General features: G+C 71.8%; 22 protein-coding genes. 10 read left to right on the plus strand and 12 right to left on the minus strand.

Annotated elements, in window-relative coordinates; genetic code table 11:
- Nucleotides 1–53: 53 nt before the first annotated feature.
- Together AB0K12_RS45880 and AB0K12_RS45885 are read right to left on the minus strand one after the other, a co-directional pair.
- Nucleotides 54–272: a DUF397 domain-containing protein gene (locus AB0K12_RS45880; protein WP_364575199.1), complete on the minus strand. Its 219-nt coding sequence runs from the start codon at nt 270–272 to the stop codon at nt 54–56.
- Nucleotides 265–1,089 (minus strand): helix-turn-helix transcriptional regulator, encoded by an 825-nt coding sequence (locus tag AB0K12_RS45885; RefSeq protein WP_364575201.1) that lies wholly within the window; start codon nt 1,087–1,089, stop codon nt 265–267. Before AB0K12_RS45885 ends, AB0K12_RS45880 begins: the two co-directional genes overlap by 8 nt.
- Before the next feature lie 157 nt (nt 1,090–1,246).
- On the opposite strand from AB0K12_RS45885, the gene AB0K12_RS45890 reads away from it, so the two are divergent.
- On the plus strand, nt 1,247–1,738 hold the full coding sequence (locus tag AB0K12_RS45890) for an ATP-binding protein (RefSeq protein ID WP_364575203.1): 492 nt from the start codon (nt 1,247–1,249) through the stop codon (nt 1,736–1,738).
- Here the strand turns inward: AB0K12_RS45890 and AB0K12_RS45895 are convergent.
- The 3 genes from AB0K12_RS45895 to AB0K12_RS45905 all read right to left on the minus strand — a co-directional run bounded on the left by AB0K12_RS45895 (nt 1,724) and on the right by AB0K12_RS45905 (nt 5,011).
- Entirely contained in the window at nt 1,724–2,947 is a 1,224-nt protein-coding gene (locus AB0K12_RS45895) for an MFS transporter (RefSeq protein ID WP_364575205.1), read from the minus strand. The two genes, AB0K12_RS45890 and AB0K12_RS45895, sit on opposite strands and share 15 nt — an antisense overlap.
- Before the next feature lie 23 nt (nt 2,948–2,970).
- Nucleotides 2,971–3,423 carry a MarR family transcriptional regulator gene (locus AB0K12_RS45900; RefSeq protein ID WP_345391160.1) on the minus strand — a complete coding sequence of 151 codons (453 nt, stop codon included), beginning with the start codon at nt 3,421–3,423 and terminating at the stop codon, nt 2,971–2,973.
- A 148-nt stretch (nt 3,424–3,571) separates the two neighbouring features.
- The gene (locus AB0K12_RS45905) at nt 3,572–5,011 is read right to left on the minus strand and encodes an NCS2 family permease (RefSeq protein ID WP_364575208.1); all 1,440 of its coding nucleotides are present in this window, start codon (nt 5,009–5,011) and stop codon (nt 3,572–3,574) included.
- Between the two features lie 82 nt (nt 5,012–5,093).
- On the opposite strand from AB0K12_RS45905, the gene AB0K12_RS45910 reads away from it, so the two are divergent.
- Together AB0K12_RS45910 and AB0K12_RS45915 are read left to right on the plus strand one after the other, a co-directional pair.
- Nucleotides 5,094–5,306 (plus strand): DUF2530 domain-containing protein, encoded by a 213-nt coding sequence (locus AB0K12_RS45910; RefSeq protein WP_364575210.1) that lies wholly within the window; start codon nt 5,094–5,096, stop codon nt 5,304–5,306.
- A gap of 93 nt (nt 5,307–5,399) precedes the next feature.
- Nucleotides 5,400–6,878: an alpha/beta hydrolase gene (locus tag AB0K12_RS45915; protein WP_364575212.1), complete on the plus strand. Its 1,479-nt coding sequence runs from the start codon at nt 5,400–5,402 to the stop codon at nt 6,876–6,878.
- A gap of 22 nt (nt 6,879–6,900) precedes the next feature.
- On the opposite strand, the gene AB0K12_RS45920 is transcribed toward AB0K12_RS45915, so the two are convergent.
- Nucleotides 6,901–7,464: a CGNR zinc finger domain-containing protein gene (locus tag AB0K12_RS45920; RefSeq protein WP_364575214.1), complete on the minus strand. Its 564-nt coding sequence runs from the start codon at nt 7,462–7,464 to the stop codon at nt 6,901–6,903.
- Between the two features lie 31 nt (nt 7,465–7,495).
- On the opposite strand from AB0K12_RS45920, the gene AB0K12_RS45925 reads away from it, so the two are divergent.
- The gene (locus AB0K12_RS45925; protein WP_364575216.1) at nt 7,496–8,764 is read left to right on the plus strand and encodes an MFS transporter; all 1,269 of its coding nucleotides are present in this window, start codon (nt 7,496–7,498) and stop codon (nt 8,762–8,764) included.
- 3 nt (nt 8,765–8,767) lie between these two features.
- On the opposite strand, the gene AB0K12_RS45930 is transcribed toward AB0K12_RS45925, so the two are convergent.
- Both AB0K12_RS45930 and AB0K12_RS45935 read right to left on the minus strand, forming a co-directional pair.
- Complete coding sequence (locus tag AB0K12_RS45930; protein ID WP_364575218.1) at nt 8,768–11,803, minus strand: hypothetical protein; 3,036 nt, start codon at nt 11,801–11,803, stop codon at nt 8,768–8,770.
- Nucleotides 11,804–11,870: 67 nt separating this feature from the next.
- Entirely contained in the window at nt 11,871–12,671 is an 801-nt protein-coding gene (locus AB0K12_RS45935; RefSeq protein ID WP_364377466.1) for a DUF3027 domain-containing protein, read from the minus strand.
- A gap of 300 nt (nt 12,672–12,971) precedes the next feature.
- Here AB0K12_RS45935 and AB0K12_RS45940 point away from each other — a divergent pair, with 300 nt between their 5' ends.
- The gene (locus tag AB0K12_RS45940; RefSeq protein WP_364575221.1) at nt 12,972–14,477 is read left to right on the plus strand and encodes an MFS transporter; all 1,506 of its coding nucleotides are present in this window, start codon (nt 12,972–12,974) and stop codon (nt 14,475–14,477) included.
- 46 nt (nt 14,478–14,523) lie between these two features.
- Here the strand turns inward: AB0K12_RS45940 and AB0K12_RS45945 are convergent, their stop codons facing one another.
- Both AB0K12_RS45945 and AB0K12_RS45950 read right to left on the minus strand, forming a co-directional pair.
- Nucleotides 14,524–14,919 (minus strand): cold-shock protein, encoded by a 396-nt coding sequence (locus AB0K12_RS45945; RefSeq protein WP_364575223.1) that lies wholly within the window; start codon nt 14,917–14,919, stop codon nt 14,524–14,526.
- 93 nt (nt 14,920–15,012) lie between these two features.
- Nucleotides 15,013–15,633, minus strand: a complete 621-nt coding sequence (locus AB0K12_RS45950) for an HAD family hydrolase (RefSeq protein WP_345391207.1) — start codon at nt 15,631–15,633, stop codon at nt 15,013–15,015.
- A gap of 100 nt (nt 15,634–15,733) precedes the next feature.
- Between AB0K12_RS45950 and AB0K12_RS45955 the strand changes: the two genes are divergently transcribed.
- The gene (locus AB0K12_RS45955) at nt 15,734–16,180 is read left to right on the plus strand and encodes a hypothetical protein (protein ID WP_364575226.1); all 447 of its coding nucleotides are present in this window, start codon (nt 15,734–15,736) and stop codon (nt 16,178–16,180) included.
- A 34-nt stretch (nt 16,181–16,214) separates the two neighbouring features.
- On the plus strand, nt 16,215–16,832 hold the full coding sequence (locus AB0K12_RS45960; RefSeq protein WP_364575228.1) for a helix-turn-helix domain-containing protein: 618 nt from the start codon (nt 16,215–16,217) through the stop codon (nt 16,830–16,832).
- Here the strand turns inward: AB0K12_RS45960 and AB0K12_RS45965 are convergent.
- Nucleotides 16,829–17,638 carry a hypothetical protein gene (locus tag AB0K12_RS45965; RefSeq protein WP_364575230.1) on the minus strand — a complete coding sequence of 270 codons (810 nt, stop codon included), beginning with the start codon at nt 17,636–17,638 and terminating at the stop codon, nt 16,829–16,831. The two genes, AB0K12_RS45960 and AB0K12_RS45965, sit on opposite strands and share 4 nt — an antisense overlap.
- A gap of 45 nt (nt 17,639–17,683) precedes the next feature.
- On the opposite strand from AB0K12_RS45965, the gene AB0K12_RS45970 reads away from it, so the two are divergent.
- Nucleotides 17,684–20,071, plus strand: coding sequence for a helicase C-terminal domain-containing protein (locus AB0K12_RS45970; protein WP_364575232.1), 2,388 nt, complete (start codon nt 17,684–17,686; stop codon nt 20,069–20,071).
- Here AB0K12_RS45970 and AB0K12_RS45975 read toward each other — a convergent pair.
- Nucleotides 20,049–21,398 carry a hypothetical protein gene (locus tag AB0K12_RS45975; RefSeq protein WP_364575233.1) on the minus strand — a complete coding sequence of 450 codons (1,350 nt, stop codon included), beginning with the start codon at nt 21,396–21,398 and terminating at the stop codon, nt 20,049–20,051. The genes AB0K12_RS45970 and AB0K12_RS45975 overlap by 23 nt on opposite strands.
- Before the next feature lie 342 nt (nt 21,399–21,740).
- Here AB0K12_RS45975 and AB0K12_RS45980 point away from each other — a divergent pair, with 342 nt between their 5' ends.
- Nucleotides 21,741–23,219 carry an AMP-binding protein gene (locus AB0K12_RS45980; RefSeq protein ID WP_364575235.1) on the plus strand — a complete coding sequence of 493 codons (1,479 nt, stop codon included), beginning with the start codon at nt 21,741–21,743 and terminating at the stop codon, nt 23,217–23,219.
- A gap of 72 nt (nt 23,220–23,291) precedes the next feature.
- The gene (locus AB0K12_RS45985; protein WP_364575237.1) at nt 23,292–23,648 is read left to right on the plus strand and encodes a hypothetical protein; all 357 of its coding nucleotides are present in this window, start codon (nt 23,292–23,294) and stop codon (nt 23,646–23,648) included.
- Nucleotides 23,649–23,657 lie beyond the last annotated feature (9 nt).

The following is a 23,657-nucleotide window of genomic DNA, read 5'->3' on the forward strand; positions in this document are numbered from 1 at the left end:
CATCCTGCCGAACGACCCACGCCATAAGAAGCCGCCCAGATGGCACCGGTGTGTCAGGAGAGGTCGAACTCCCCCCTCGACGCGCCGTCCAGGAAGGCCCGCCACTCGTCCCGCCGGAACGTCAGGACAGGCCCCTTCCCGTGGTCCTTGGTGTCGCGCACCACGACGCTGTCGTCCGCCCGGCGCATCACCTCGACGCAACTCCCACCGTTTCCGCCCGACGCCTTGGCCTTCGTCCACACGCCAACGGTCAATCCGACTGTTTCAGGCATAGCTCGCCATCACCTCAGAAATCGTCTCCCGGCTCCTGTCCAGCGGGTACGCCACGCTGGACAGGATCTCCCACCGCACGATAAGCGCTTGTACGGTCTCCGCGCGATTGGTCACACGCCCTTCCTCCGCACTTTCCAAGTACGCGTGGTCCGCGCCGCCGTCGAGGAGCGTCGCCACCTCGAACGCGCCGAGACAGCCCGTCGTCAGCCCTGCTGAGAGCGGCACGATCCGCACCGTGACGTACGGCGGCCGCAGGACGTCGAGGATCTTGGCCAGCTGCGCCCGCATGACCTCCCTCCCGCCGACCGGGCGGCGCAGGACGCTCTCGTCGATGAGGGCCGAGTAGAGCGGCGGGCGGGGGCGGGCGAAGACGGCCTGCCGGTGCATACGGAACCGGACGGCCTGCCGCATGCCCGCCTCGGCGACCCCCGGCTCCCCCAGGAACACCTGAGTGGCGTAGTCCTCCGTCTGCAGCAGCCCGGGGATCAGCATCGGCTCCCACGTCCTGATCGTGTGCGCCGACGTCTCGACGCGCGGCCACTCCCTGAACCACTTCGGGGCCATGGCGTGCCCCTGGATGACCGGCACCAGCTCCATGAGCTGACCGTCGAGACCGAGCGCCTTCTCCACCGCACGGGTGTAGTCGCCGGTCGGCTTGCGCATGAGGCGCTCGACATGGCCGACGGCGCTCTCGCTGTAGGGCAGCAGGCTCGCGAGGCGCTCCTGGCTCAGGCCCCGGCCCCTGCGGAACCTGCGCTGCCGCCTGGCGAACTCCTTCCACGCCTCCCGGCCCGGATCGTCCCCCTCAGCTGCCATCTCGTGCTCCTCGGACACGCAGCGTGCTGGCTTACTAACTGTAAGGGAACTGTAGGTCCGCTCTCAGCCCTTGCCGGCTGGCGGAAAGCTCATGCTGGGGAGATTCCGCGTACGAGCCGGATCGGTGGTGTATCCCCTGCGACGGGCCGAGGTGACCATGCAAAGAGCGCTAGCGTACACGAGCTTCAAGGTCTGGCTGATCGACGAGCTGGACGACCCGAGACGGCTGCCCGCGCTGGCGCGGCGCGAGGTGCGCGCGTGGGTGCGGGACCAACCGGTGCTGGACGACCTGCAGCTCATCGCCTCCGAGCTGGTGGCCAACGCGGTGGAGCACGGCGGCGGCCGCTGGGTGCGGCTGAGCCTGCTCCCCGTCCAGGAGGGCGGAGGCGACTACTGGCGGCTCGCCGTCATCGACCCGGGCGGAGGCGGAGCCGTGCCGCTGCCGCGGCGGCCGGCTCCGGAGGACACGCGAGGCAGGGGCCTGTGGCTGGTGCACGGCCTCACGGGCGGCTGCTGGGGCACGGACGTCACCCGCGTGGGCGAGCGCGTCGTCTGGGCTCTGATCCCCCGCGCAGAACGAAGCGGGCGCCCGCGTACGGACGCCCGCTTCCCCCACGACGACGGCGGAAATGACTCATGCCATCGCTAGCGCCGACCTCTCCACCCGAGTGGTGATGAGGCGGGTCATCAGGACGGCCGCCCCGGTGCCGACGAGGACCAGCACGCCGGACAGCAGCACGCCCGTCCGCGGCCCGCCCAGCTCGGACAGCCAGCCGATCAGCGGCGCGCCCAGCGGCGCCCCGCCGGTGAAGACGAGCATGTAGATGCCCATCACGCGGCCCCGCATCTCGGGCGAGGTGGCGATCTGCACGCTGGCGTTCGCGGCCGTGTTGATGGTGATCAACGCGATCCCGGTCGGCACCAGCAGCAGCAGGTAGATCGGGTAGAACGGCGCGACGGCCGTGGCGATCTGGAACAGCCCGAATCCGATCGCCCCCGCGAACAGCACCTTGCGCGACAGCCTGGCCCGCCGTGCGGCCAGCAGGGCGCCGGCGAGCGCGCCGACCGCGAACATGCTGGAGGCCAGCCCGAACGAGGACGCCCCAGCGCCGAACACTTCGCGGGCCATGAGCGCGATCGACATCGAGAACGACTGCGAGAACATCGACACGAACGCGATCAGCAGCACCGGCATGAGGATCTCCTCGTGCTGGAGCACGTAGCGCAGCCCCTCGCGCAGCTGCCCCTTGGCCCTGGGAACGGGCTCGGACAGGTTGAGCTCGGACTTGCGCATGAAGACCAGGCTGGAGATCACGCCGCCGAAGGTCAGCGCGTTGATCAGGAAGATCGGCCCGGTGCCGCCCAGCACGTAGATCAGCACACCGGCCAGGGCCGGCCCGACCACGCGCGCCAGGTTGAAGATGGAGCTGTTGAGCGCGATCGCGTTGGGCAGGTCGGCGCGGCCGACCATCTCGACCACGAACGCCTGCCGGGTCGGCACCTCCACGCAGGAGATCATGCCGAGCACGAACGCCATCACGTACACGTGCCACACCTGGGCGCTGCCGGTCATCGTCAGGATGCCGATGGTCAGCGCGAGCCCGGCCATGAGGGTCTGGGCTCCGATGAGGATGGGCCGCTTGGGGTAGCGGTCGGCGAGCACGCCGCCGAACATGCCGAACAGCAGCATCGGCAGGAACTGCAGGGCGGTGGCCGTGCCGAGCGCGGAGGCGCTGCCGTGGGTCAGGTCGAGGACCAGCCAGTCCTGGGCGGTGCGCTGCAGCCAGGTGCCCACGTTGGAGACGGCGCCCCCGGCTGCGAACATGCGGTAGTTGCGAATCTTGAGAGACCGGAACATCCCGGTCCTGGGTTCTTCAGGCTCTAGATCTGGCTGAGCTTCTCCAGAATCGGCGCCGCCTGCCTGAGGATCGACCTCTCCTCCGGCGACAGCTCCTTCAACCGCTGCGCCAGCCACGCCTCCTTGCGGCGGCGTTCCTCCTTCAGCAGCTTCTCTGCGGCCTCGGTCACCGAGACGGTCACCTGGCGCCGGTCGGTCGGATGCGGGGTGCGCGAGACCAGCCCGCGTTCCTCGAGCGCGGCGATCACGCGCGTCATCGAGGGCGGCTGCACCTTCTCGAGCTCGGCCAATTCGCCGGGGGTTATCCCGGAATGCCGATGCACCGCGGCGAGTGTCGCGAACTGGGTGGCCGTCAGCGAGTGTGCTGCCGCCTGTCGTCGAAGTCTTCGGTTCAGCCTGGCGAGTGAAACGCGCAGGGCTGAAGCGAGACCTGCGTCGCTGCGCAGGTCCATCTTGGGCTTGGTGTTGGTTAGCATGAGTCATTACCTTTGCTAACTATACGGCATGGCAGGATATTTCCCGAAATCAAGGTCTTCTGTCCCCTTGATACCCGAGAGCCGCCCCGCGTGCGCGGAGCGGCTCCCGAGCCCTCTTTCTACAGGTCCGTACGGCCTCCTCGGGCCGTCAGATGCCGAGCAGCGCCCTGATCGGGCCGATCGCGAAGTAGAGCGCGAACAGCACGGCCACGATCCACAGCAGCGGGTGCAGCTCGCGGCCCTTGCCGCGAACCACCTTGATCAGCACGTACGTGATGAACCCCGCGCCGATGCCGTTCGACACCGAGTACGTGAACGGCATGATGACGATCGTGAGGAACGCCGGGATGGCGATCTCGAAGTCGTTCCAGTCGATGTCGCGGACGGCGGTCATCATCATGAAGCCCACCAGCACCAGCGCCGGGGCGGCGGCCTCGTAGGGGACGACCGTGACGAGCGGTGCGAAGAAGATGGCGACGAGGAACAGCGCGCCGGTCACCACGCTGGCCAGCCCGGTGCGGGCGCCCTCGGCGACACCCGAGGCCGACTCGATGTAGGTGGTGTTCGAGGAGACCGAGCCCGCGCCGCCGGCCGCCGCGCCGATCGAGTCGACGAGCAGAATCTGCTTGGTACGCGGCAGCGTGCCGTCCTCCTGCACCAGCCCCGCCTGGCGGCCGACGCCGACCATCGTGCCCATGGTGTCGAAGAAGTCCGTGATGAGCAGGGTGAACACGAACAGCCCCGCCAGCAGCACATCGATGCGGACAAAGCCACCGAACGGGTCGAACTCGGTGAACAGCGTCAGCGGGTTGTGGAAGCCGAAGATCTGCTCGGGCACGGAGGGGCGGTTGAGCTGCCAGCCGCCGGGGTTCTCCGGCGAGAAGGCGCCGGCCTTGGCGATCGCCTCCACGATGATCGCGAGGACGGTGGTGCCGACGATGCCGATGAGGATCGCGCCCTTGACCTTGCGGGCCACCAGGGCGGCCGTGGCGAGCAGGCCGATGATGAAGACGAGGATCGGCCACGAGGTGAGGTTGCCGCCGATGCCCAGCTCCAGCGGCGTGCCGGCGGCCTTGCGCACGAACCCGGCGTCCACGAACCCGATCAGCGCGATGAACAGGCCGATGCCCACGCTGATCGCGGTCTTCAACGGGGCCGGGATGGCGTGGAAGATCGCCGTCCGCAGCCCGGTGAGCACCAGGATCGTGATGATGATGCCCTCAAGGAAGACCAGGCCCATGGCCTCCTCCCAGGTCATGACCGAGGCGATGGTGAACGTCACGAAGGCGTTCAGGCCCAGCCCGGCCGCCATGGCGAACGGCACCTTGCCGACGACGCCCATGAGGATGGTCAGCACGCCCGCCACGAACGCCGTGCCCGCGGCGACCAAGGCCACGTTGGGCGCGGAACCATCACCGATGTACTCACCGGTGACGTCCTTGCCGGTGCCGATGATGAGGGGATTCAGCACCACGATGTACGCCATGGTGAAGAACGTGGCCAGACCTCCGCGTACTTCACGGGAGATCGTCGAGCCTCGTTCAGAGATCTGGAAGAAACGGTCGATAGCCGTACGAGTGTCACTCACGACGCGAAGAGTGACAGCAGGGATGAGCTGCGAAAAGAGCCAGTGATGAGATCGAGACCCTATTGGAAGCTAGGCTGGATACGTGGACAAGCAGTGGCATCCCGACCCGCCGCCCATCAAAACGAACGACACGGCCGCCATCGGCGTCGGCACCGGCCTGTGGGCGCTCGCTCTCGTCGTGCTGCTGATTTTCCGCCCCGCCCCCGAGAACGCGTGGTGGATCTGGACCTGCGTGACCGGGGTCGCGTTCGGGCTGTTCGGCATCTGGTTCGTCCGCCGTCCCGGCCGCGACTGACATTCGTCATCTCCGCCGGATCCTCGAAGTCACCCGGAAGTGGTGTTTTCACCCACTACATCGGCACATAGCTGTCGAACCATGCTGGACGGCATGAAGAAGCCGATCGTGACGCTCCTGCTGGGAGCGGCGTTCCTCACCGCCTGCGGCAGCGGCGGCTCCCCTTCCCCGCCCAGCGCGACCCCCGCCCCGAGCAGCAGTGACAAGGGCTCCATCGCGTGGGGCGCCTGCACCGACCTCGTGGGCCCCGACGGCAAGCCCGCCACGCCAGGCCCCGGCGTCGAGTGCGCCAAGCTGCCGGTCCCCCTCGACTACGCCGAGCCGGACGGCGAGAAGATCGACCTCGCGCTCATCCGCGTCAAGGCCACCGGCGAGCGCCTCGGCTCGCTCGTGTTCAACTTCGGCGGCCCCGGCGCGTCCGGCGTGGACACCCTCGCCACCGCCTCCGCCGCCTTCACCAAGCTCGGCACCCGCTACGACCTGGTCAGCTTCGACCCGCGCGGCGTGGACCGCAGCGCCGGCGTCCGCTGCGGCGGCACCGTGGGCAAGCTGCTCGCCGCCGGCTACGGCACGGACCAGGACAAGCTGGCCGCCGAGTTCACCGCCGCCTGCGAGAAGGACTCCGGCGAGGTGCTGCCGCACGTCGGCACCGTGAACGCGGCCAAGGACCTCGACCAGATGCGCGTCGCGCTGGGCGACGACAAGCTCAACTACCTCGGCTTCTCCTACGGCACCCACCTCGGCGCCGTCTACGCCACCCACTTCCCCAAGAACGTCGGCCGCGTCGTCCTCGACAGCGCCTTCGACCCGACGGTGACGTTCGAGGAGCGGGCGGTCATCCAGGCGGGCGGGTTCGACGCCGCCTTCGAGGCGTTCGCCGCGGACTGCGTCGCCCAGAGCTGCGAGATCGGCGCGTCCCCCGCCAACGTCGAGAAGAACGTCCTGGACCTGCTCGAACAGCTCAAGACCAAGCCCATCAAGGTGGGCGAGCGCGAGCTGACGTACGGGCTGGCGCAGCTCGCGGTCATCACCCCGCTGTACGCCAAGCAGACCTGGCCGGTGCTGGAGCAGTCCGTCGCCGCGGCGCGCAAGGGCGACGGCACCATGCTGCTCGCCCTGGCCGACGCCTACACCGGGCGGCGGGCCGACGGGACGTACAACACGTCCATGAGCAGCCTGATGGCCATCAACTGCGCCGACAACAGCGAGCGGCCCACCGCGGCCGACGTCGCGCGGATGAACACCAAGATCCGCAAGATCTTCCCGATCCTGTCGGTGGACGGCTCCCCCTCGGCGTGCGCCCACTGGCCGGTGCCGGGCGACGACAAGGCCAAGCGCATCGACGCCACCGGCTCGGCGCCCATCGTGGTCGTCGGCGGCAAGGGCGACCCCGCCACGCCGTACGAGTGGGCCACCAAGCTCACAGACCAGCTCAAGACCGGGATCCTGGTCACGTACGAGGGCGAGGGCCACGGCGCGTACCTGAGCGGCAGCCAGTGCGTGATGGGCCTGGTGGACGCGTACCTGCTGGACGCCGAACTCCCGCGCAAGGGCGCCACCTGCCCCGCCTGACCCGCCCGGGGCCCGCCTGAGCTCAGGTGGGGCGGGTGCGGGCGCGGAAGGCGGCGGCCTTGACGCGGCTCTGGCAGGAGCGGGAGCAGAACTGGCGGACGGCGTTGCGTGAGGAGTCGACGTACACGCGGTCGCAGGGGGTGGCACGGCACACCCCGAGCCGCCCGCCGAGGTCGCTGCCGATGGCCAGGGTGAGCGCGGAGGCGAACCCCGCGCTCCAGCCCACGGCGAGCGTGTCGTCGGCCCCGTGGAAGTGCACCTGCCACGGCTCCCCCGGCGCCCGGTCGAGTTGCGGCCGGGCGCCGGTGCTGACGACGAGGGCGTTGACGACGGCGGCGGCGGCGTCCTCCCGCCCGGCCTCCATCGCCTCGAACACCCGGCGCACCTTGAGCGTGGTGCCGGCCAGGTAGAGCGCCTCGTCCATGGACACCGCCACCCCACCCGGCAGCACCTCCCCGATCGCGCCCGGCAACTCGTCCCCCTTGGGCGCCGTATACGGCCTGCTGCCCTGATGCCCATCGGTGAGCGCGTTGACCATCGCGACCGCCGTGTCGAGCAGGATCGCCACGTGACTATCGAACAGCATTTGACCGGTCACTCCTGAGGCCGTAGTGTGCGTGACCGACGTTACCACCGTCGTCGGTCACGCACAGGGGGAGATCCAGATGCCGCGCACCGTGTGGTGGCTCCTGCTCGCCCGGGCGATCAACCGGCTCGGAGCCTTCTCGCTGGGCTTCCTCACCGTCCTCATGACCACCGACTTCGGCGCCGACCCCGCGACGGCCGGCCTCATCACGGCCGCGTTCGGCGTCGCCACCATCCCGTCCCGGCTGGTCGGCGGCGTGCTCGCCGACCGCTTCGGCCGCCGCCGCACGATCGTCACCGGCCTCACCGCATGCGCCGCGGCCCAGGCGGGCATCGCGTTCGCCGGTTCGGTGGCTCTGGTGGCCGTCTTCGCGGTCCTGCTCGGGCTGGTCTTCGAGCTCTACGAGCCGCCGTCCCAGGCGATCATCGCCGACACCGTACGTCCGGCACGCCAGGCTCAGGCGTACAGCCTGTTCAACACCGCCATGGCCGTAGGCGGCCTGGGCGCGGGCCTGATCGCGGCCGCCCTCGGCCGCTGGGACCTACGCTGGCTCTTCATCGTGGACGCCGCCACCTGCCTGGCCTGCGCCACCCTGATCCTCGCCGTCCTCCCCGAAGACCCGCCCGCCCCGCGCCGCCAGGCCCGCACCACCACGCCCGCCACCGCGCCCCCAGCCCCTCCAAGCCCCGCCCCCGCGCCCGCGCCCGCACCTGCCCCAGCGGTCTGGCGGGACCGTTCGCTGCTGGTGCTGCTGCTCTCCGGCACGCTGTTCGCCCTCATCGCCATGCAGGTGATCATCGCGATGCCCCTCGCCCTGGTGGCGCGCGGGCTGGCGGCGGCCGACGCCGGCCTGCTGACCGCCGTCTCCGCCGTCGTCATGGTGGCCTGCCAGCCGCTGCTGCCCAAGCTGGCGTCCCTGTCGCACCACACCGCGATGACCCTCGGCTACGCGCTGCTCGCCACCGGCCTCGCCGGCTACGCCGTGACGGCCGACCTGCCGGGACACCTCGCCGCCACGGTGGTGCTGAGCGGGGGCGAGCTGCTGATGTTCGGCCGCAGCTACGCCCTGGTCGCCGCGATCGCCCCCGAGCACGCCCGCGCCCGCTATTTGTCGGTCTTCGGCACCTCGTGGGGCTTCGCGACCGTGCTGGCCCCGCTCTGCGGCACCTGGCTCATCGAGCGGACGGGACCGGCAGGGCTGTGGGGCACGCTCGCCCTCACCGCCCTGCTCCTCGCCATCGCGCAGCCCCTCGTCGTCAGGCCGCTGCTGGGCCGCCCCGCCCTGACGACGACGGGATGACAATCAGGACAGATCGGCCTCGGCAAGCAGCAGCGGCACCGCCGCCGGATCACGCAGGAGCGCGGCCACCGCGAGCCGGTCGTTCCACTGCCCGGTGGCCCACGCCAAACCCCTGGCCAGCCCATCGACCCCGGTGCAGTGCACCGACCCCTCGAAGAACCGCCACGCGCACTCCACGCCGTCCACCAGCAGCTTCTCGTGCTCCACATACGTCTCGGGCGCCGTGGGCAGCAACGAGCGCACCTCGGAAGGCACCGGTCGCGTCACCCCCTCGGAGGTGACCTCACCGGAGGTCAGCTCACCGGCGAGCGGCAGGTCGAGCAGCTCGGACAGCGCCTCGGCCAGATCGTACGGGGCCAGCACCAGAGGCCGATCGGCGACAAGCTGGAGCAGGTCGGGCGCCTCCACCACGACGGCGTCGTCGGCCGAGGCCACCACGATGGCCCCGCGCAGCACGGCACGCACCCGCGCGGGCGGCGCCACCCGCGAAGGATCGACGGCGGCGAGCGCCACCCACAGCGACCGCAGCTGCGCCCGATCGACCTCGATCGACTCATCGGCCATCAGGTCGAGCAGCTCTTCCGGCCCGCCGTGGGAGGCCAGCAGGTCGGGCAGCGTCGTACGGACGCCGAGCATGGACAGCGCCGCCTCGTCGAGCCCGGTGGGCGCGTCGGCGTAGAGGCCCTGCAACAGCGGGTCGGCGCCGGGGAGCCGCAGCTCCGAAGGCTTGCGCCCGCCGAGCACCGGGCGGTTGGCCAGCCACCACGCCGTGTAGGACGGCACCTCGACGCCCTCGACCCGCAGCGGATGCAGCGCGGCCCGCAGCGGCGGCGTGGTCAGCAGCCGCAGCGCGGCCGGCCAGTCGGCCACCAGCTCAAGGTCGCGCACCGCCACGAACTCGGGCACCAGCGGCGGCACGTCGAGGTCGGGCAGCAGGTCGAGCACGTGGTCGAGCCAGTCGGCCTCGCCGTCGAGGTCGTGGTCGCAGTCGTCGGGGTCGAGCAGCACGTCGGCGTCGTGGACGACCGCGAACCCGTCGAGCACGCCCGCCGCCGCCAGCACCCGCGGCCCGTACGTCTCCTCCAGCTCCGAGGCCGCCACCCCGAGATGCGTGTCGGGCTCGAGCAGCCCGGCCAGCGCCCCGTCGGCCAGCATCAGCTCGCCCGCCGGATAGAGGTCGCCGTCACTGCCGCGCAGCGCCAGCTCGGCCAGCCACGGCGCCTCGCCGGGCGCCAGCCCCGACGCCTCGACCAGCGACAGCACGGCCTTCGCCACCGGCTCGGGGTCGGGGCTGTCGAGCGACTGGGAGACCGCGGCCTTGGTCAGCGGGTCGTCGAGCACCGTGCGGGGCGTCGCCTCGGCCGCGCCGAGCCGCAGCAGCGCCGGGTGGGCCGCCTCCGGGTGCACGATGCGCAGCCCGAGCGGCGTCAGGTCGAGCTCGGCGCCACCGTCGGTCAGGATGAGGGTCCCGCGCGGGCCGCGTACGAGGCGGCCGTCGGTCAGCGGCACCGGCAGCGCGCCCAGCGACTCGGGGTCGTCGGCCGGCAGCACCTCATAGAGCGAACGCCACCACGACGGCTCGCGCCCCTCCACGGCCTCGCCCGACAGCAGGTCGACGACGTCGGCCAGCTCGAGCCTGCGCACGCCGAGCGCCGCCATGGCGGGGTGGCGGGCGTTCCAGCCGGCGGGCAGCAGGCCGGGCACGAAGCCGGCGATCGCCGCCAGGAACTCGGCGGAGGCGCCGGGCACGACGGCGGCCTCGCGGCCGGCCACCACCCAGCCGTCGCCATCGGGCTCGGGCGCGGGATGCTCGACCCGCCACTCGGCGTCGGGCTCGTAGACCCGCTCGTCGGCGAACGACGGGGTCTGCACGACGGGCGCGGGCGCCGACAGCGCGGGCAGCAGCGGCGTGGCGGGCAGCCGCTGCAGCACCGCCCGGCGGATGCGGGCGTCGAGCTCGCCCTTGCCCATCAGCGACGGCACGAGATCGAGCAGCCTGGACGTGCGGGGCAGCTCGCGCAGCAGGCGTACGTAGGCGTCGGCGACCCGCTCGACCAGGAAGTCGGTCAGCGGCCCCCTGGCGACGTGGCGCCGGTCGGTGGCCATCGGGAACGACGCGATCAGCAGCGCGGGCAGGTCGATCGGCTCGTCGCTGGGGGTCGGCGCGTGCACCACGGGCGGCACGATGGCGGGCAGCGCGCCGGGCTCGCCCGTGCCGGTGACCGGGACGGCCCAGCGCAGCGACCAGAACGGGCGGGCCCGCTCCTCGGTGGGCCGGTCGGCGAACAGCCTCGCGACCTCTTCCTGGGTGAACTCGCCCGACTCCGACACGACGTGCCAGCCCTCGGCCACCACCGTGCGCGTCTCACCGTCGAGCTCGATCTCGATGCGCTCCAGCGCGGGCAGGCCGAGCAGCAGCGCGGGGCTGGTCTCGGCCAGCATCGTGCGGACCGCCTCGACGCTCGCGTGGTCGCGCAGCGGCAGGCGCACGAGGGTGTCGAAGCCCTCGGGGATGTCGACGAACGGCGGCTCGTCGAACGGCAGCCGCAGCAGCGGCACGTGACCGCCCCGGCCGGCCAGCTCGCCCGCCAGCGCCGGGATGTCGGCCACCAGCGCCGCGGTCTCCGTACGGGACCAGCGGACCGCTCCGTGGCCGCGCGAGCCGATCGACGGCGCGTCGCAGACCGACACCACCGCCGCGAACCCGACACCGAACCTGCCCGCCGCCCCGGCCTCGTCACGCTTGCCCGAGGCGCGCAGCGTGGACAGGCTCTCCACGCCGGTGGCGTCGAGCGGCGCGCCGGTGTTGGCGGCCGTCAGCACCTCGCCGCGCAACGTCAGCCGCAGCACGCCCGGCACGCCCGCCCGCAGCGCCGCGTCGGCCGCATTCTGGGCCAGCTCGACGATCAGCCGGTCGCGGTAACCGCCGAGCGCGAAGTCCTCCTCCGCGTTGGCGTCCTCGCGGAACCGGGCAGGCGAGGCCGTCCACGCGGACAGGACGGCCGCGCGCATCCGGTCAGTGCCGTAGGTGTCGCTCATCGATCACGATCCTGGTAGAGAGGGTTGGGGGCCACCGTAGGTTAGCGGCCCGCACCGACACTCACGATCAGGAATGGCCGAGCTCTTCAGAAGCCGACTCGTCGACCGAGCCCGCCTCCTCCTCCATGAGGTCATAGCCCAGGTCATCGAGGATCGGGATCGCCTGCTCGACCGGCGGCGGCGACACGGCGGCCTCCGAGTGGGCGCCGCAGCCGTGGTCGGCGGCGACGACCTTGCCGTCGTCGGGTGCGTATTCGTTAGTGCAGACTCCGAACATCTGCCGCAGCCCACCCGCGAGCAGCCAGTAGAAGCCGCAGGTGGAGCACTGCGCGGGAGCGGCGTGTGCGATCGGCGTGTGCGGCCCGTGCTCGCCCGAGTGCCAGCGTCTGGCAGCCCGGTCCTTGCCGATGGCCGAGAGCACACGTGCCCGGCCCAGGCCGTACTCGAAAACCGCCTGATGCTCGGCGTCGTCGTCGGTCTCGGTGAAACCCGGCGCCAGCCTGTCGTCGTCGTCGGCGGTCGGCAGCAGATCGCCCACCCCGAGGTCGCCGGGGCGCAACCGCTCGCTCCACGGCAGCCACTCGGGCGCCAGCAGCGCGCCGGTGCCGGGGAGCAGGACCGCCTCGCTGACCGTCACCTTCTTCGCCCGCGACGCGCGCGTGACGGTGACGGCCCACCGCCAGCCGCGATAGGCGCGGTCCTGGCAGGCGAAGTAGTGGGTGACGATCCGGTCGCCTTCGCTCTCGTAGCCGAGGTGCTCACCGGGCTCGCCCGGCCGCGCCAGCTCCTCGGCCGCGGCGCGCGCCAGATCGACGGCGGCGACACAGGCCTGGTCGGGAGCGGAGACACGGGCCCTGGTGCGGCTCATCGGCCCGCCTCCGCCGAAAGGTGCTGTTCGCTCACACTTCATTCTCACCCATCGAGCGACCCGCGGGACCCACAACCGCGCATCCCGCCCCCAATTCCCCCACCCATTCCCCACTCGTTCCCCACCCCCTCGGCCTCCCGGGCCCGCCCCTCCGGCGGCCGTCCCGCAGGTCGTGGCCCTTACCCCGTGACGGCGGATTCGGCCTTCTCCCGGGCTGGTTTCCGGCCGTGGGAAAAGGGCTGATGTCCAGGGGCGGACCCGCGCTGAGATCGCGGAGGGATTCGGGTAAGACTGGTAGGCGTGGAGGGTGGCTGGGAGCGAGCACGGGACATCTCGCGGCGGGTGGCGCGTGGCGCCGCCGACGCGGGACGTGCGACGGCGCGCGCGACCAAGGCCACCGCGACCGGCACCGCACGGGCGGGGAAGGCCACGGCGGCGGGTGCGAGGAAGGTCGGGCAGGCCACCCGGCGGCTCACCTATGCCAACGGCGCGGGCCGCACCGGGCTCGGCCGGCTCATCGAGCTGTCGGCGGGCAACAGCGCCAGTGACGCGTTCGTCACCGTCGCGCTGGCCAGCACGGTGTTCTTCGGGGTGCCCGTCGGCGAGGCACGCGGCTCCGTCGCCCTCTACCTGGTCATCACGATGCTGCCGTTCGCGCTGCTGGCGCCGTTCGTGGGGCCGATACTCGACCGGTTCAGGTCGGGCCGGCGTTACGTCATGGCCGGGACGCTGTTCGGCCGCGGCCTGCTCTGCTTCGCCATGGCCGCCGCCGTGGGGCCGGGCGACCTGCCCACGCTGTTCATCGGGGCGCTCGGCGTGCTGGTGCTGTCGAAGGCGTACAACGTGTCGCGGGCGGCGATCATGCCGTCCGTGCTGCCCGCCGACATCACGCTGGTGTCGGCGAACGCGCGGGTGGCGCTGTTCACGCTGGTCTCGGCCGGGGTTGCGGTGCCGGCCGGCGCGGGGCTGACCGCGTGGCTGGGCAGCGCGGTGGCGCTGCGCGTCGCGATGGTGGCGTTCCTGCTGCTCGGGGTCGTCGCCGTACGCCTGCCGCGGCACGTCGACTCGCCTGACCTGGAGGAGGAGGGCGCCGCGCCGCGCTGGCGCACGCTGCTCAAGGTCGGGGCCACCGTCGCCGAGGCGGTCTGGGCGAACGTGGCCATCCGCGTCTTCTCCGGCTTCCTGCTGTTCTTCCTGCTCTTCCTGGTCCAGGACGCGGCCGTGCCGTGGCTGTCGGCCGGTGATCCGGCGGCGCGTGACCCGTTCTTCGACGTGACGAAGACGATCGCGCTGCTGGCGGGCGCCGCCGGGCTCGGCGGCCTGGTGGGCGCCGCCGTCGCCAACTGGACCCGTAATAATTCGCCGCAGCTCATCGTGCTCGTCACGCTCGCCGTCACGGCCGTCACCACCATCGCCGCCGCCGTCTTCTTCGGCATCTGGGCGGCTCTGGCGATCTCCCTCATCACCGCCTTCGCGCAGGAGCTGGGCAAGCTGGCGCTCGACGCGATCGTGCAGCGGGAGATCGGTGAGGAGGTGCGGTCTTCGACGTTCGGCGTGGTCGAGGCGATGCTGCAGCTGGCGTGGGTGTTCGGCGGCCTGGTGGGCCTGGTTCTGTCTTTGACTCAGAGCAGCACGGCCGGCCTGGTCACGCTCGCGGTCCTGCTCACGGCCGCCCTGGGCTGGCTCCTGGCGACCCGCCGCAGGCGCGTGCGCGCGGTGCGGGACCGCCTCCACCGCGAACACGCCACCCCGTCACGCCCTGATCCGGTGGACCCGACGAAGCCCCTGACGAACCCGAACGCGTGACCTGTGAGAGGACGTGTGCGGTCCTCCCACAGGCACGGCGGGTGGGTCAGGCGTCGAGGTCGTCGGCGACGGCGCGGAGGACTTGGGCGATCTTCTTGGCGTGGGCCGCGTCCGGGTGCTTGCCGCGCTGGTACGACGTCGAGACCCCGTCGAGCAGCTTGATCAGATCCTCGACGATGACCACCATCTCGTCCGGCTTCTTCCGCTTGCCCTTGGGCTTGACCTTGGCCAGCGTCGGCGGCTGATCCAGGATCCTGACCGACAGCGCCTGCTGGCCCCGGCGGCCCTCGGCCACGCCGAACTCGACCTTCTGGCCCGGCTTGAGCGGCCCTGCGCCGGCGGGCAGTGCGGATGAATGCACGAAGACCTCACCGCCGTCGTCGCGGGTGAGGAAGCCGAATCCCTTGTCGGCGTCGTACCACTTGACCTTGCCACTCGGCACAGGAGGACCTCGTTCAAACAGTCGAAAAGAAGGACGGATGGAAGTAGGTTATGCCCCGGGAAGCGCCAGGGCGACCGGGTAAATCCCCGATAATTACGCGGGACCTCCGTGATCACGCCAGCCGGCGAACCAGGCGGTGAATTCGGTCAGGTCGCCCAGCGCCACATCAGCTCCGTGATCACGCAGCTCTCCCACCGTGTAAGGACCGGTCGCCACGGTCACGCTCACGGCGCCGCCCGCGCGTGCCGCCTCGATGTCCGCGACATGGTCACCAACATAAGCCGCCGCGCCGAAGCGCGCGAGTGCCGATCCCTTGGCCGCTCCGAAAAGCGAGCCGACCACTTCGTCCACGGCCAGGCCCAGCGCCTTGACGGTGCCGGCGGCGTCGCGGGTGTTCTTGCCGCTCACGACGATGACCCGGCCGCCGCCCCGGCGTACGGCGTCGATGGCCTCGTACGCGCCCGCCATGGCCGTGTGCACCGGAACTCCCAATTTCGGATATATCTCCCGATAGAGGTCGGCCGCCGCGGGCACCTCCTCGGGCGGCAACCAGTTGGCGAGCTCCACCTCCAGCGGCGGCCCCAGCCGTTCCACGATCGCCGCGCTGTCAAATGGCACGCCCAATCGCACGGCCAGCTCGTCGTAAACGGCTGCGATGCCCTCCCGCGTGTCCGCCAATGTCATGTCAAGGTCGAATCCCACCGAAGTCGTCACACGTGAAGGATGCCAAACACTCCCCTACTGCCCGTAACGGGCCTTGTTCTGGGAGCATGGGAATGGGAAGAAAGGAATTACTTATCGGAGAGGAGCGGCCGTGACCGACACCCCCCACCCGCCGCACGCCGGAGACCGGCTCGTCGCGTCCCCCGTCAAGGGCGGTGCCGTCGCGGAGAGCCGCCCGCGCGCCGGGAGCGGGCCCGCCGTGCCGCGCCCGCACCGCCCGGCCCGCCCCGGCGGGAAGGCCGTGACGCCGTGGCGGCGCCTGGTGACCGCCCTGGCCGCCCTGGTACGCCTGGCCGCCCGCGTGGCCGCGCTGTCCGTCCTGCTGTACGCGATCTTCACCGTGCTCAAGGCCAACCCGGCCAACGTGTGGTACCAGTTCGTCGAAACGCTCGCCTCGTCGCTGTCCCTGGGCCTGGCCAACCTCTTCCAGTTCGCCGACCCGCGCTGGACGACGCTCGTCAACTACGGCCTCGCGGCGCTCGTCTGGTTGATCATCGGCTCCGCGGTGGCGGGCCTCATCCGGCGTACCGCTGATTAGCGACTACGCTCCTTACGGAGGTATCAGCACAGACATGAGCAGATCGACCCGCGAGCGGATCGTCGACGAGGCCCTGCGGCTGTTCGCGGAACGGGGCTACTCCGCCACGTCCGTGGCCGAGATCGAGGCCGCCTCAGGGCTGTCCCCCGGCGCAGGGGGGCTCTACCGGCACTTCAAGTCCAAGTACGAGGTCCTCGCCGCGGCCATCAACGAGCACGCCAGCCGCACCAGGATCCAGGTGGCCGAGAGCCTGGCGGAGCTGAGCGCCATGGAGGCGTCGGTCGACCTGGAGGAGCGCCTGGCGCACGTGTGCCGCGCGGGCCTGGCGAAGGTGCGCGAGGAGTCGGAGCTGACGCGGGTCTTCTTCCGCGACCTGAGCCAGTTCCCCGAGCTGGTCGAGGTCGTCCGCGAGGGTCTGCTCCAGCCGATGTTCGACGCCATCGTGAGCTGGTTCCGCGCCCAGCCCGAATACCGCGAAGCCGAGCTCGACTGGACGGGCATCGCGGCGGTGCTGGGCGGCTCGGTGGTGCACTACCGGCTGTTCCAGGAGACGATCGGGGAGCTGCCGGGGCACGCGGAGAAGGACCAGTTCGTCAGCGCGTGGGTACGCCTCGCGCTCGGCCTGCTGCCCAGCCCCGCCCCGGTGAGCTAACGCTCTTCCAGCGCGAGCAGCCGGTAGGCCAGCCAGACGACGCCGAGCCCCGTACCGATCATGAACATCGTGCCGCTGACGTCGAAGAAGTGCTCGATGAACGGCTGCCACCCGGCCTCGACGCCGACCCGCAGGCCGCCGACGAGCACGCCGCCCACGGAGTAGCCGAGCATCGGGGCCCCGATGCCGAGCAGCTTGTCGCGCAGGTTCCAGCTCTCGCTGAACAGCACCAGCGCCGCGCCGAGCGCCCACACCACGACCGGCACCGGGAAGATGGCCAGCGGCGCCAGGTGGAACGGCACCAGCAGCGCGGCCGCCACGAGGATCACGATGGCGGCCGCGTCGCGCGGATGCTCCTTGACGATGGTCCTGGCGTCCCTGCCGCCGGTGGCCATGGGGTTGGCCCGCGCCATCGCCACCCTGCGCAGCCCCGCGAACGGCAGCCCGTACCCCCGCTCCTGCGCCAGATGCTCCTCGGCGAGCCGCCGGTAGACGCGCACGCCGGGCGGCGCCTCCCGCTCGTCCACCACGGCGGGCAGCCGCCGCGTCGCACTTGCCGCCGCCTCAGCGGAGGCGGGGGCGGCGAGGCGGCGGGCCTCGCGTTCGACCAGGTCCACCGGGTCGCCGAACCTGGCCAGCACCCGCGCCACCTGCCGCGCGTCCTGGCTGCCGCCCCGCTCGGTCTCGATCCTGGCGCGCAGCCGCCGGGCGAAGTCGAGCCGCTGGTCGGCGCGCAGCACACCGTGAGCCGCGTCGGCGGCCTTGGAGACGTAGTTCAGCACGAGCTGGTCCGCGCGCTCTATCACGCCTAGCAATGCTGCCTCAATCAGGGGGGACATACCATGGCAACGATGGAGTTCACGGAGTGGATCAGGGGGCGCACCGACGAACAGCTACGGGCGCTCGTCTCCGCGCGTCCCGAGTTGATCACTCCGGTGCCCGCGCATCTGGAAGGTCTCGCGTCCCGCGCGGCGAGCCCGTCGGCCATCGCCAGGGTGCTCGACCGGCTCGACCGGTTCACGCTGGCGGTCGTGGAGACGCTGGCCGTACGCGAGGAGCCGCTGTCGAAGGACGCCCTGCGCGCCCTGATCGCCGCGGCCCTGGCCGCCGACGACCCGGACGACGCCCAAGCGGTCAACGGCAGGCGCGGCGGTAAGCGCGCACGCGGCGCGGACCCCGAGCCTGCGCTGACCGCCGCCCTCGACAGGCTGCGCGAGCTGGCCCTCGTGTACGGCCCCGACGACGCCCTCCACCTGGGCCCCGGCGTCCGCAAGGTGCTCGACGACCCGGCCGGCCTCGGCCCGAGCGCGACGGACGCGTTCCGCCACCACGCGCCCGAGCAACTGACCGAGATGGCCGACGACGTCGCGCCGGGCACCACAGGCACGGGCAAGGAACGCCTCGCGGCGGCGCTGACCGACCCCGCCGGGCTGATCGGCTCGGTCTCCCCCGAGGCCAGAGCGGCGCTCGACCAGCTCGCCTGGGGCCCGCCCACCGGCCGCGTGCCGAACGCCAGGCGCGAGGTCCGCATCGAGTCGGCCCGCTCCCCCATCGAGGAGCTGCTGGCCCGCGGCCTGCTGGCGGCGACCGGCGAGGAGAGCGTGACGCTGCCCCGCGAGGTCGCCCTCTACCTGCGCGGCGGCCGGGTGCACCGGGGTCTGCTCGCGGTGCCGCCGCCGCTCCAGGGGGCCGCGCGCGACCAGAAGCTGACCGACCGTACGGCGGCGGGGCAGGCGTTCTCGTTCGTCAGGTCGGTGGAGGAGCTGTGCGAGCGGTGGAGCGTCGAGCCGCCCGGCGTGCTGCGTACCGGCGGGCTCGGCGTACGCGATCTGAAGCGCGCCACGATCGAGCTGGACGTGCCGGAGTGGGTGGCGGCGCTGGTGATCGAGGTCGCGCACGCGGCCGGCCTGATCGCGGCGGGCGGCGGCGTCGACGGCGAGTGGCTGCCGACCGCGGGCTACGACCTGTGGCGGGTCAGGTCCACCGCCGACCGGTGGGTGACGCTGGCGGCCACGTGGCTGCACATGGACCGGGTGCCCGGCCTGGTCGGCGACCGCGACGAGCGTGACAGGCCGCTCAACGCCCTGCACACCGACCTGCGCCGCTCGTCGGCGCCCGGGGTGCGGGCGGCCACGCTGGGCGTGCTGGCGGCGGCGCCAGGGCTCGCGCCCGACCGCGACGCGGTGCTCGAACGGCTGGCGTGGGAGCAGCCCCGCAGGAGGGGGCCGCTGCGCCAGCAGCTCACCGAGTTCACGCTGCGGGAGGCCGAGCAGGTGGGCGTGACCGGGCTGGGCGCGCTGTCGGCGCACGGCAGGCTGCTCACCGAGGGCGGCGACGCGGCGGGCGCGCTGGCGCCGCTGCTGCCGGAACCGGTCGATCACGTGCTGCTGCAGGCCGACCTCACCGCGGTCGCGCCCGGGCCGCTCACCAGCGAGCTCAACCGGTGGATGACGCTCACCGCCGACGTCGAATCGAAGGGCGGGGCCACCGTCTACCGGTTCAGCGAGCAGTCGATCAGGCGGGCGCTCGACGCCGGGCACGGGGGCGAGGAGCTGGTCTCGATGCTGGCCCGCCACTCGGCGACGCCGGTGCCGCAGGCGCTGTCGTACCTGGTGACCGATGTCGCGCGGCGGCACGGGCGGATCAGGGTGGGGACGGCGAGCGCGTACATCAGGTGCGACGACCCCGCGCTGCTCGACCAGATCACCGCCGACCGGCGCTCGGCCGCGCTGCGGCTGCGCCGGCTGGCGCCGACCGTGATCGCCTCGCGCTCGTCCAGGGCGGCGCTGGTCGACTCGTTGCGCGCCATGGGGTACGCGCCGGTCGCCGAGTCGCTCGACGGCGACGTGATCATCTCGCAGCTGGAGAGCCGGCGCACCGAGGCGCTCGCCCCCGCCCGCGCGATGGCGCCCAACGGCCTCGACCCCGAGGTGGCGGCGGCGGCCGTACGCGCGCTGCGGGCCGGCGACGCGGCGCACCTGTCGCGGCGCGAGCCTGCGGACGCGCCGGGCGGCGGCGTCCCGCGCGGCCCCGCCACGGCCACCATCTCGGCCCTTCAGGAGGCCATCAAGCAGGGCGTGCGGGTGTGGATCGGCTACCTCGACTCGCAGGGGAACGCCACCTCGCGCATCCTGGAGCCGGCCAGGATGGAGGGCGGCTACCTGACGGCGTACGACGAGACCCGCGCCGCCGTCCACCGCTTCGCCCTCCACCGCATCACGGGCGTCGCCGGCCTCTGAGCAGTGACTGGGCGGCCACCGACGCGACGGGCCCGCCGGACGACTCCAGCCGGCGCAGGTGCCGAGCGCAGTCGTCCGGGTAGCGGACGGCCAGCCCGCCGCCCAGCACCACCGCCGCCACCGTCGCACGCGGATCGCGGGGGTCGGCCGACCACTCCAGCACGATCCTGAGCGCCTCAGGGGCGAGGGTGTCGTCGCCGCACATGTACGACAGCACGTTCGCCGCCGCGACCTGCTCGGCCGCGCTCCCCAAGGCCCACACCTCCAGGAACTCCTGCCGCACCTCCCTGCCCGAGTGCCGTGCGAGCAGCGCGAGCCCGGCCGCCGCCCGCACCTGGACGGCCGGCCCCTGCCCGGGCAGCGATCTGACCCAGTCGCGCAGCGGCTGCCACAGCCAGAACCCGTAGCGTCCGACCAGCTCGGCCAGCACCTGCCCGCGCTGGTGCGGCGCGCGGAAGCCGACGAGCCCGTCCTCGACGCCGACGAGCGGCCCGGCGAGCGGCCGGCGCGCGGTGTCGCCGCAGAGGCGTTCGAGCCTGGCGAGCTGCGCGTCGAAGGCCCGCTCGGAGAGCCGGTGCGCGAATGCCAGCGCGGCCACTCCCAGCACCTCGCCCATGGCCGGCTTGGTGTCGAACCAGGCGGCCACCTCGTCGGCGGGCGGCTCGCCGCGGGCCAGGCGGGCGGCGAGCCGGACGACCTCGGCGGGCGTGGGCAGGCGCAGCGCCAGGTCCCTGCCCCGGGTCAGCTCGGCGGGGCTGAGCCCGGCCCGCAGGTCGAAGGCGCTGAGGCACAGGTCGTACAGCTCGCCGGGGTCGGGCGCGGCCCACGCCAGCTCGACTTCGACGGCGGGCGACGGCGCGCCGCTCCTGGTGACGACCAGGTACGAGCCCAGCTCGGCCAGCTTGCGGGCCAGCTCGACCAGCTCGGAGCGCTCGGCCCCGGCGATCCAGTCGTGCAGCAGGTACGCCCGGCCCGGCTCGTACTCGACGCCCGTCAGCAGCTCGGACGCCCCGGCGGCCGGGGACAGCACGGTGATGGTGCTCTCGGCCAGCGACATGCGCGACAGCAGCGCGATGGCCCCGAGCCGGCGCCCGCTGTCCTCTTCGCCGACGAGGACGAGCAGGTGGCCCATGGCGAGCCGCCGCACCGCCTCGGGAAGGCAGCTCGGCTCCAGGTATGACCTGAGCTGTGCGTCGGCCGCCCGCCTGGTCAGGTCTCCGGTGGCGGGAGCGGCGGTGGCGCGCACGTGGTCGCTGACCGCTATGAGACTTCCTGTGAGCGTAATGTGGTTCAGGTCGATCTCGCCCGTTTCAGGCGTTTCCGTCACGAAGCACCTCGGAATAAGAGGGAAGGTTTTCTCCAGAAAGACGACCTGCGAGTCAAGGATTTTCTTCGTCTTCGGACGAGAGGCAGCCATCCCGCACCTGACCTGCGGAAATCACTCGCCCCTCACGACGGTCCCGGACATGTGGATCATGCCCGGCGTTGCCCGCACGGGGCTTCACGACCCGTAGATCTCCACAAATACACGATCTAGCGCTACATGCAAACTCGAAACACAATATAACGAGAATTATATCGATTTACGGGCTACGCCACCCATGTCCACAATGATGAGTCAAGGTCACAGCTCTTGACTCCGCCTCCCCGCTCCCATCAGGTTGGGCATGTGACCGAGCACACGCTGGGCCGCCTGGCCGAGGAGTCATGGCAGCGCTTCGACGACCACGACGCGGTGTTCTACGACGGCGTCTGGCACCGCGGCCACGCGCTCGCCGAGCGGGCACGCCGGATGTGCGGCGGCTTCATCGAGGCCGGCATCAGACCGGGCGACCGGGTCGCGGTCATGATGGCCAACTCCCCCGAGGTGCCGATCGTCTACCAGGCGCTGTGGGCGGCGGGCGCGGTGGTGACGCCGGTGGTGTTCCTGGTGGGTCCCGACGAGCTGCGGCACGTGCTCACCGACAGCGGCGCGGCCGCCGTCGTCACCTCCCCCGAGCTGGCCGACACCGTACGCGCGGCCGGCGTGGACATCCCCGCGTACGTGGACACCGCCGAGCTCGAACGCGCCGCCGAGCACGGCCCCGTCACGCGGGACCCCCGCGACCTGGCCGCCCTCATGTACACCGGCGGCACCACCGGCACGGCCAAGGGCGTCATGCTCAGCCACCAGGGCCTCTGGCACGTCGCCAGGGACGCCTTCGCCCTCTCTCACCAGGAGGGCATGAACCGGGCGCTGGTGCCGGTGCCGCTGTCGCACGCGTACGGGCTGATCATCACCGTCGCCTCGCTGCACGCGAGCGAGCCCCAGCAGACCGTGCTGATGCGCTGGTTCGACGCGAAGAAGTTCCTCGAGCTGGCCGCCGAGCAGCACGTCAGGTACGGCACCGTCGTCCCCTCGATGATCCACCAGCTGCTCGCCGAGCCGCTCGAATCCCGCCCGCTGCCCGACCTCGCCTATCTCACCTGCGGCGCGGCCCCGCTCGGCAGGGACGCCCTGCGCGAGTTCGAGCGCAGGATGCCGGGCGTGCAGATCCTGGAGGGCTACGGGCTGACCGAGACCAGCGCGGTCACCACGTTCAACCCGCCGGGCAGGCGCCGGGTGGGCAGCGTCGGCCTGCCGCTGGCCGGCTACTCCCTCACGATCAGGGACTCCGACGGCGAGGTCGTGGAGCCCGGCGACGTCGGCGAGGTGTGCGTGTCGGGGTCGTCGCTGATGCTCGGCTACTGGGGCGAGCACGAGCCCGACCCTGAGGGCACGGCGCTGGTGGACGGTGAGCTGCGTACGGGTGACATCGGGTGCGTGGACGACGACGGCTACCTCTACATCGTGGACAGGAAGAAGGACCTGATCATCAGGGGCGGCTTCAACGTGTTCCCGCGCGACGTCGAGGACGCGCTCGACCGGCATCCCGACGTGGTGCTGTCGGGCGTCGTCGGCCGGCCCGAGCCCGCCCTGGGTGAGGAGGTCGTGGCGTTCGTGCAGCTCAGGCCGGGCGCGACGGTGACGGCCGAGGAGCTCGTCGCGTGGGCGCGCGAGCGGGTGGGCCGGGTGAAGTATCCCCGGGAGGTGCGGTTCGTGGACTCCGTGCCGCTGACGAGCGTGCTCAAGCTCGACCGCAAGGCGCTGCGCGCGCTGCTCGGCTGAGCAGTGCCATCCTCCATACCGGTCGGCCACGGGGTGATTCCGTGATAATTGTTGACCAGTTCGGAGGTGAGGATGAGCCAGCAAGACCCGTCGGGCCACCCGTACATCCCTTACGGCGCGCCCTACGGCGAGCAGCCGCCGCCTCACTACGGCTACGGCTACGGTCCTCCTCCGCCGCCTCCCAGCAGCGGCCCGACCGCCAACGCGATCGTCGCCCTCGTGCTCAACCTGCTCGCGGTCGTCTCGTGCTGCAACGTCTTCAGCATCCCCGGCGCGATCCTCGCCGGCCTCGCGCTCGGCAGGGCCACCACCAGGCCGCAGGTCGCCCGCACGATGCTGGTCTGGAGCTGGGTGCTGTTCGGCGCCGGCCTCGTGATCACCTTCGGCACGTTCATCCTGCTGGGCGTCAACGGCGCCTTCGACGACTGAGCCAGGGGG

Source organism: Nonomuraea sp. NPDC049419, from assembly GCF_040676995.1.
Lineage (GTDB): Bacteria > Actinomycetota > Actinomycetes > Streptosporangiales > Streptosporangiaceae > Nonomuraea > Nonomuraea salmonea.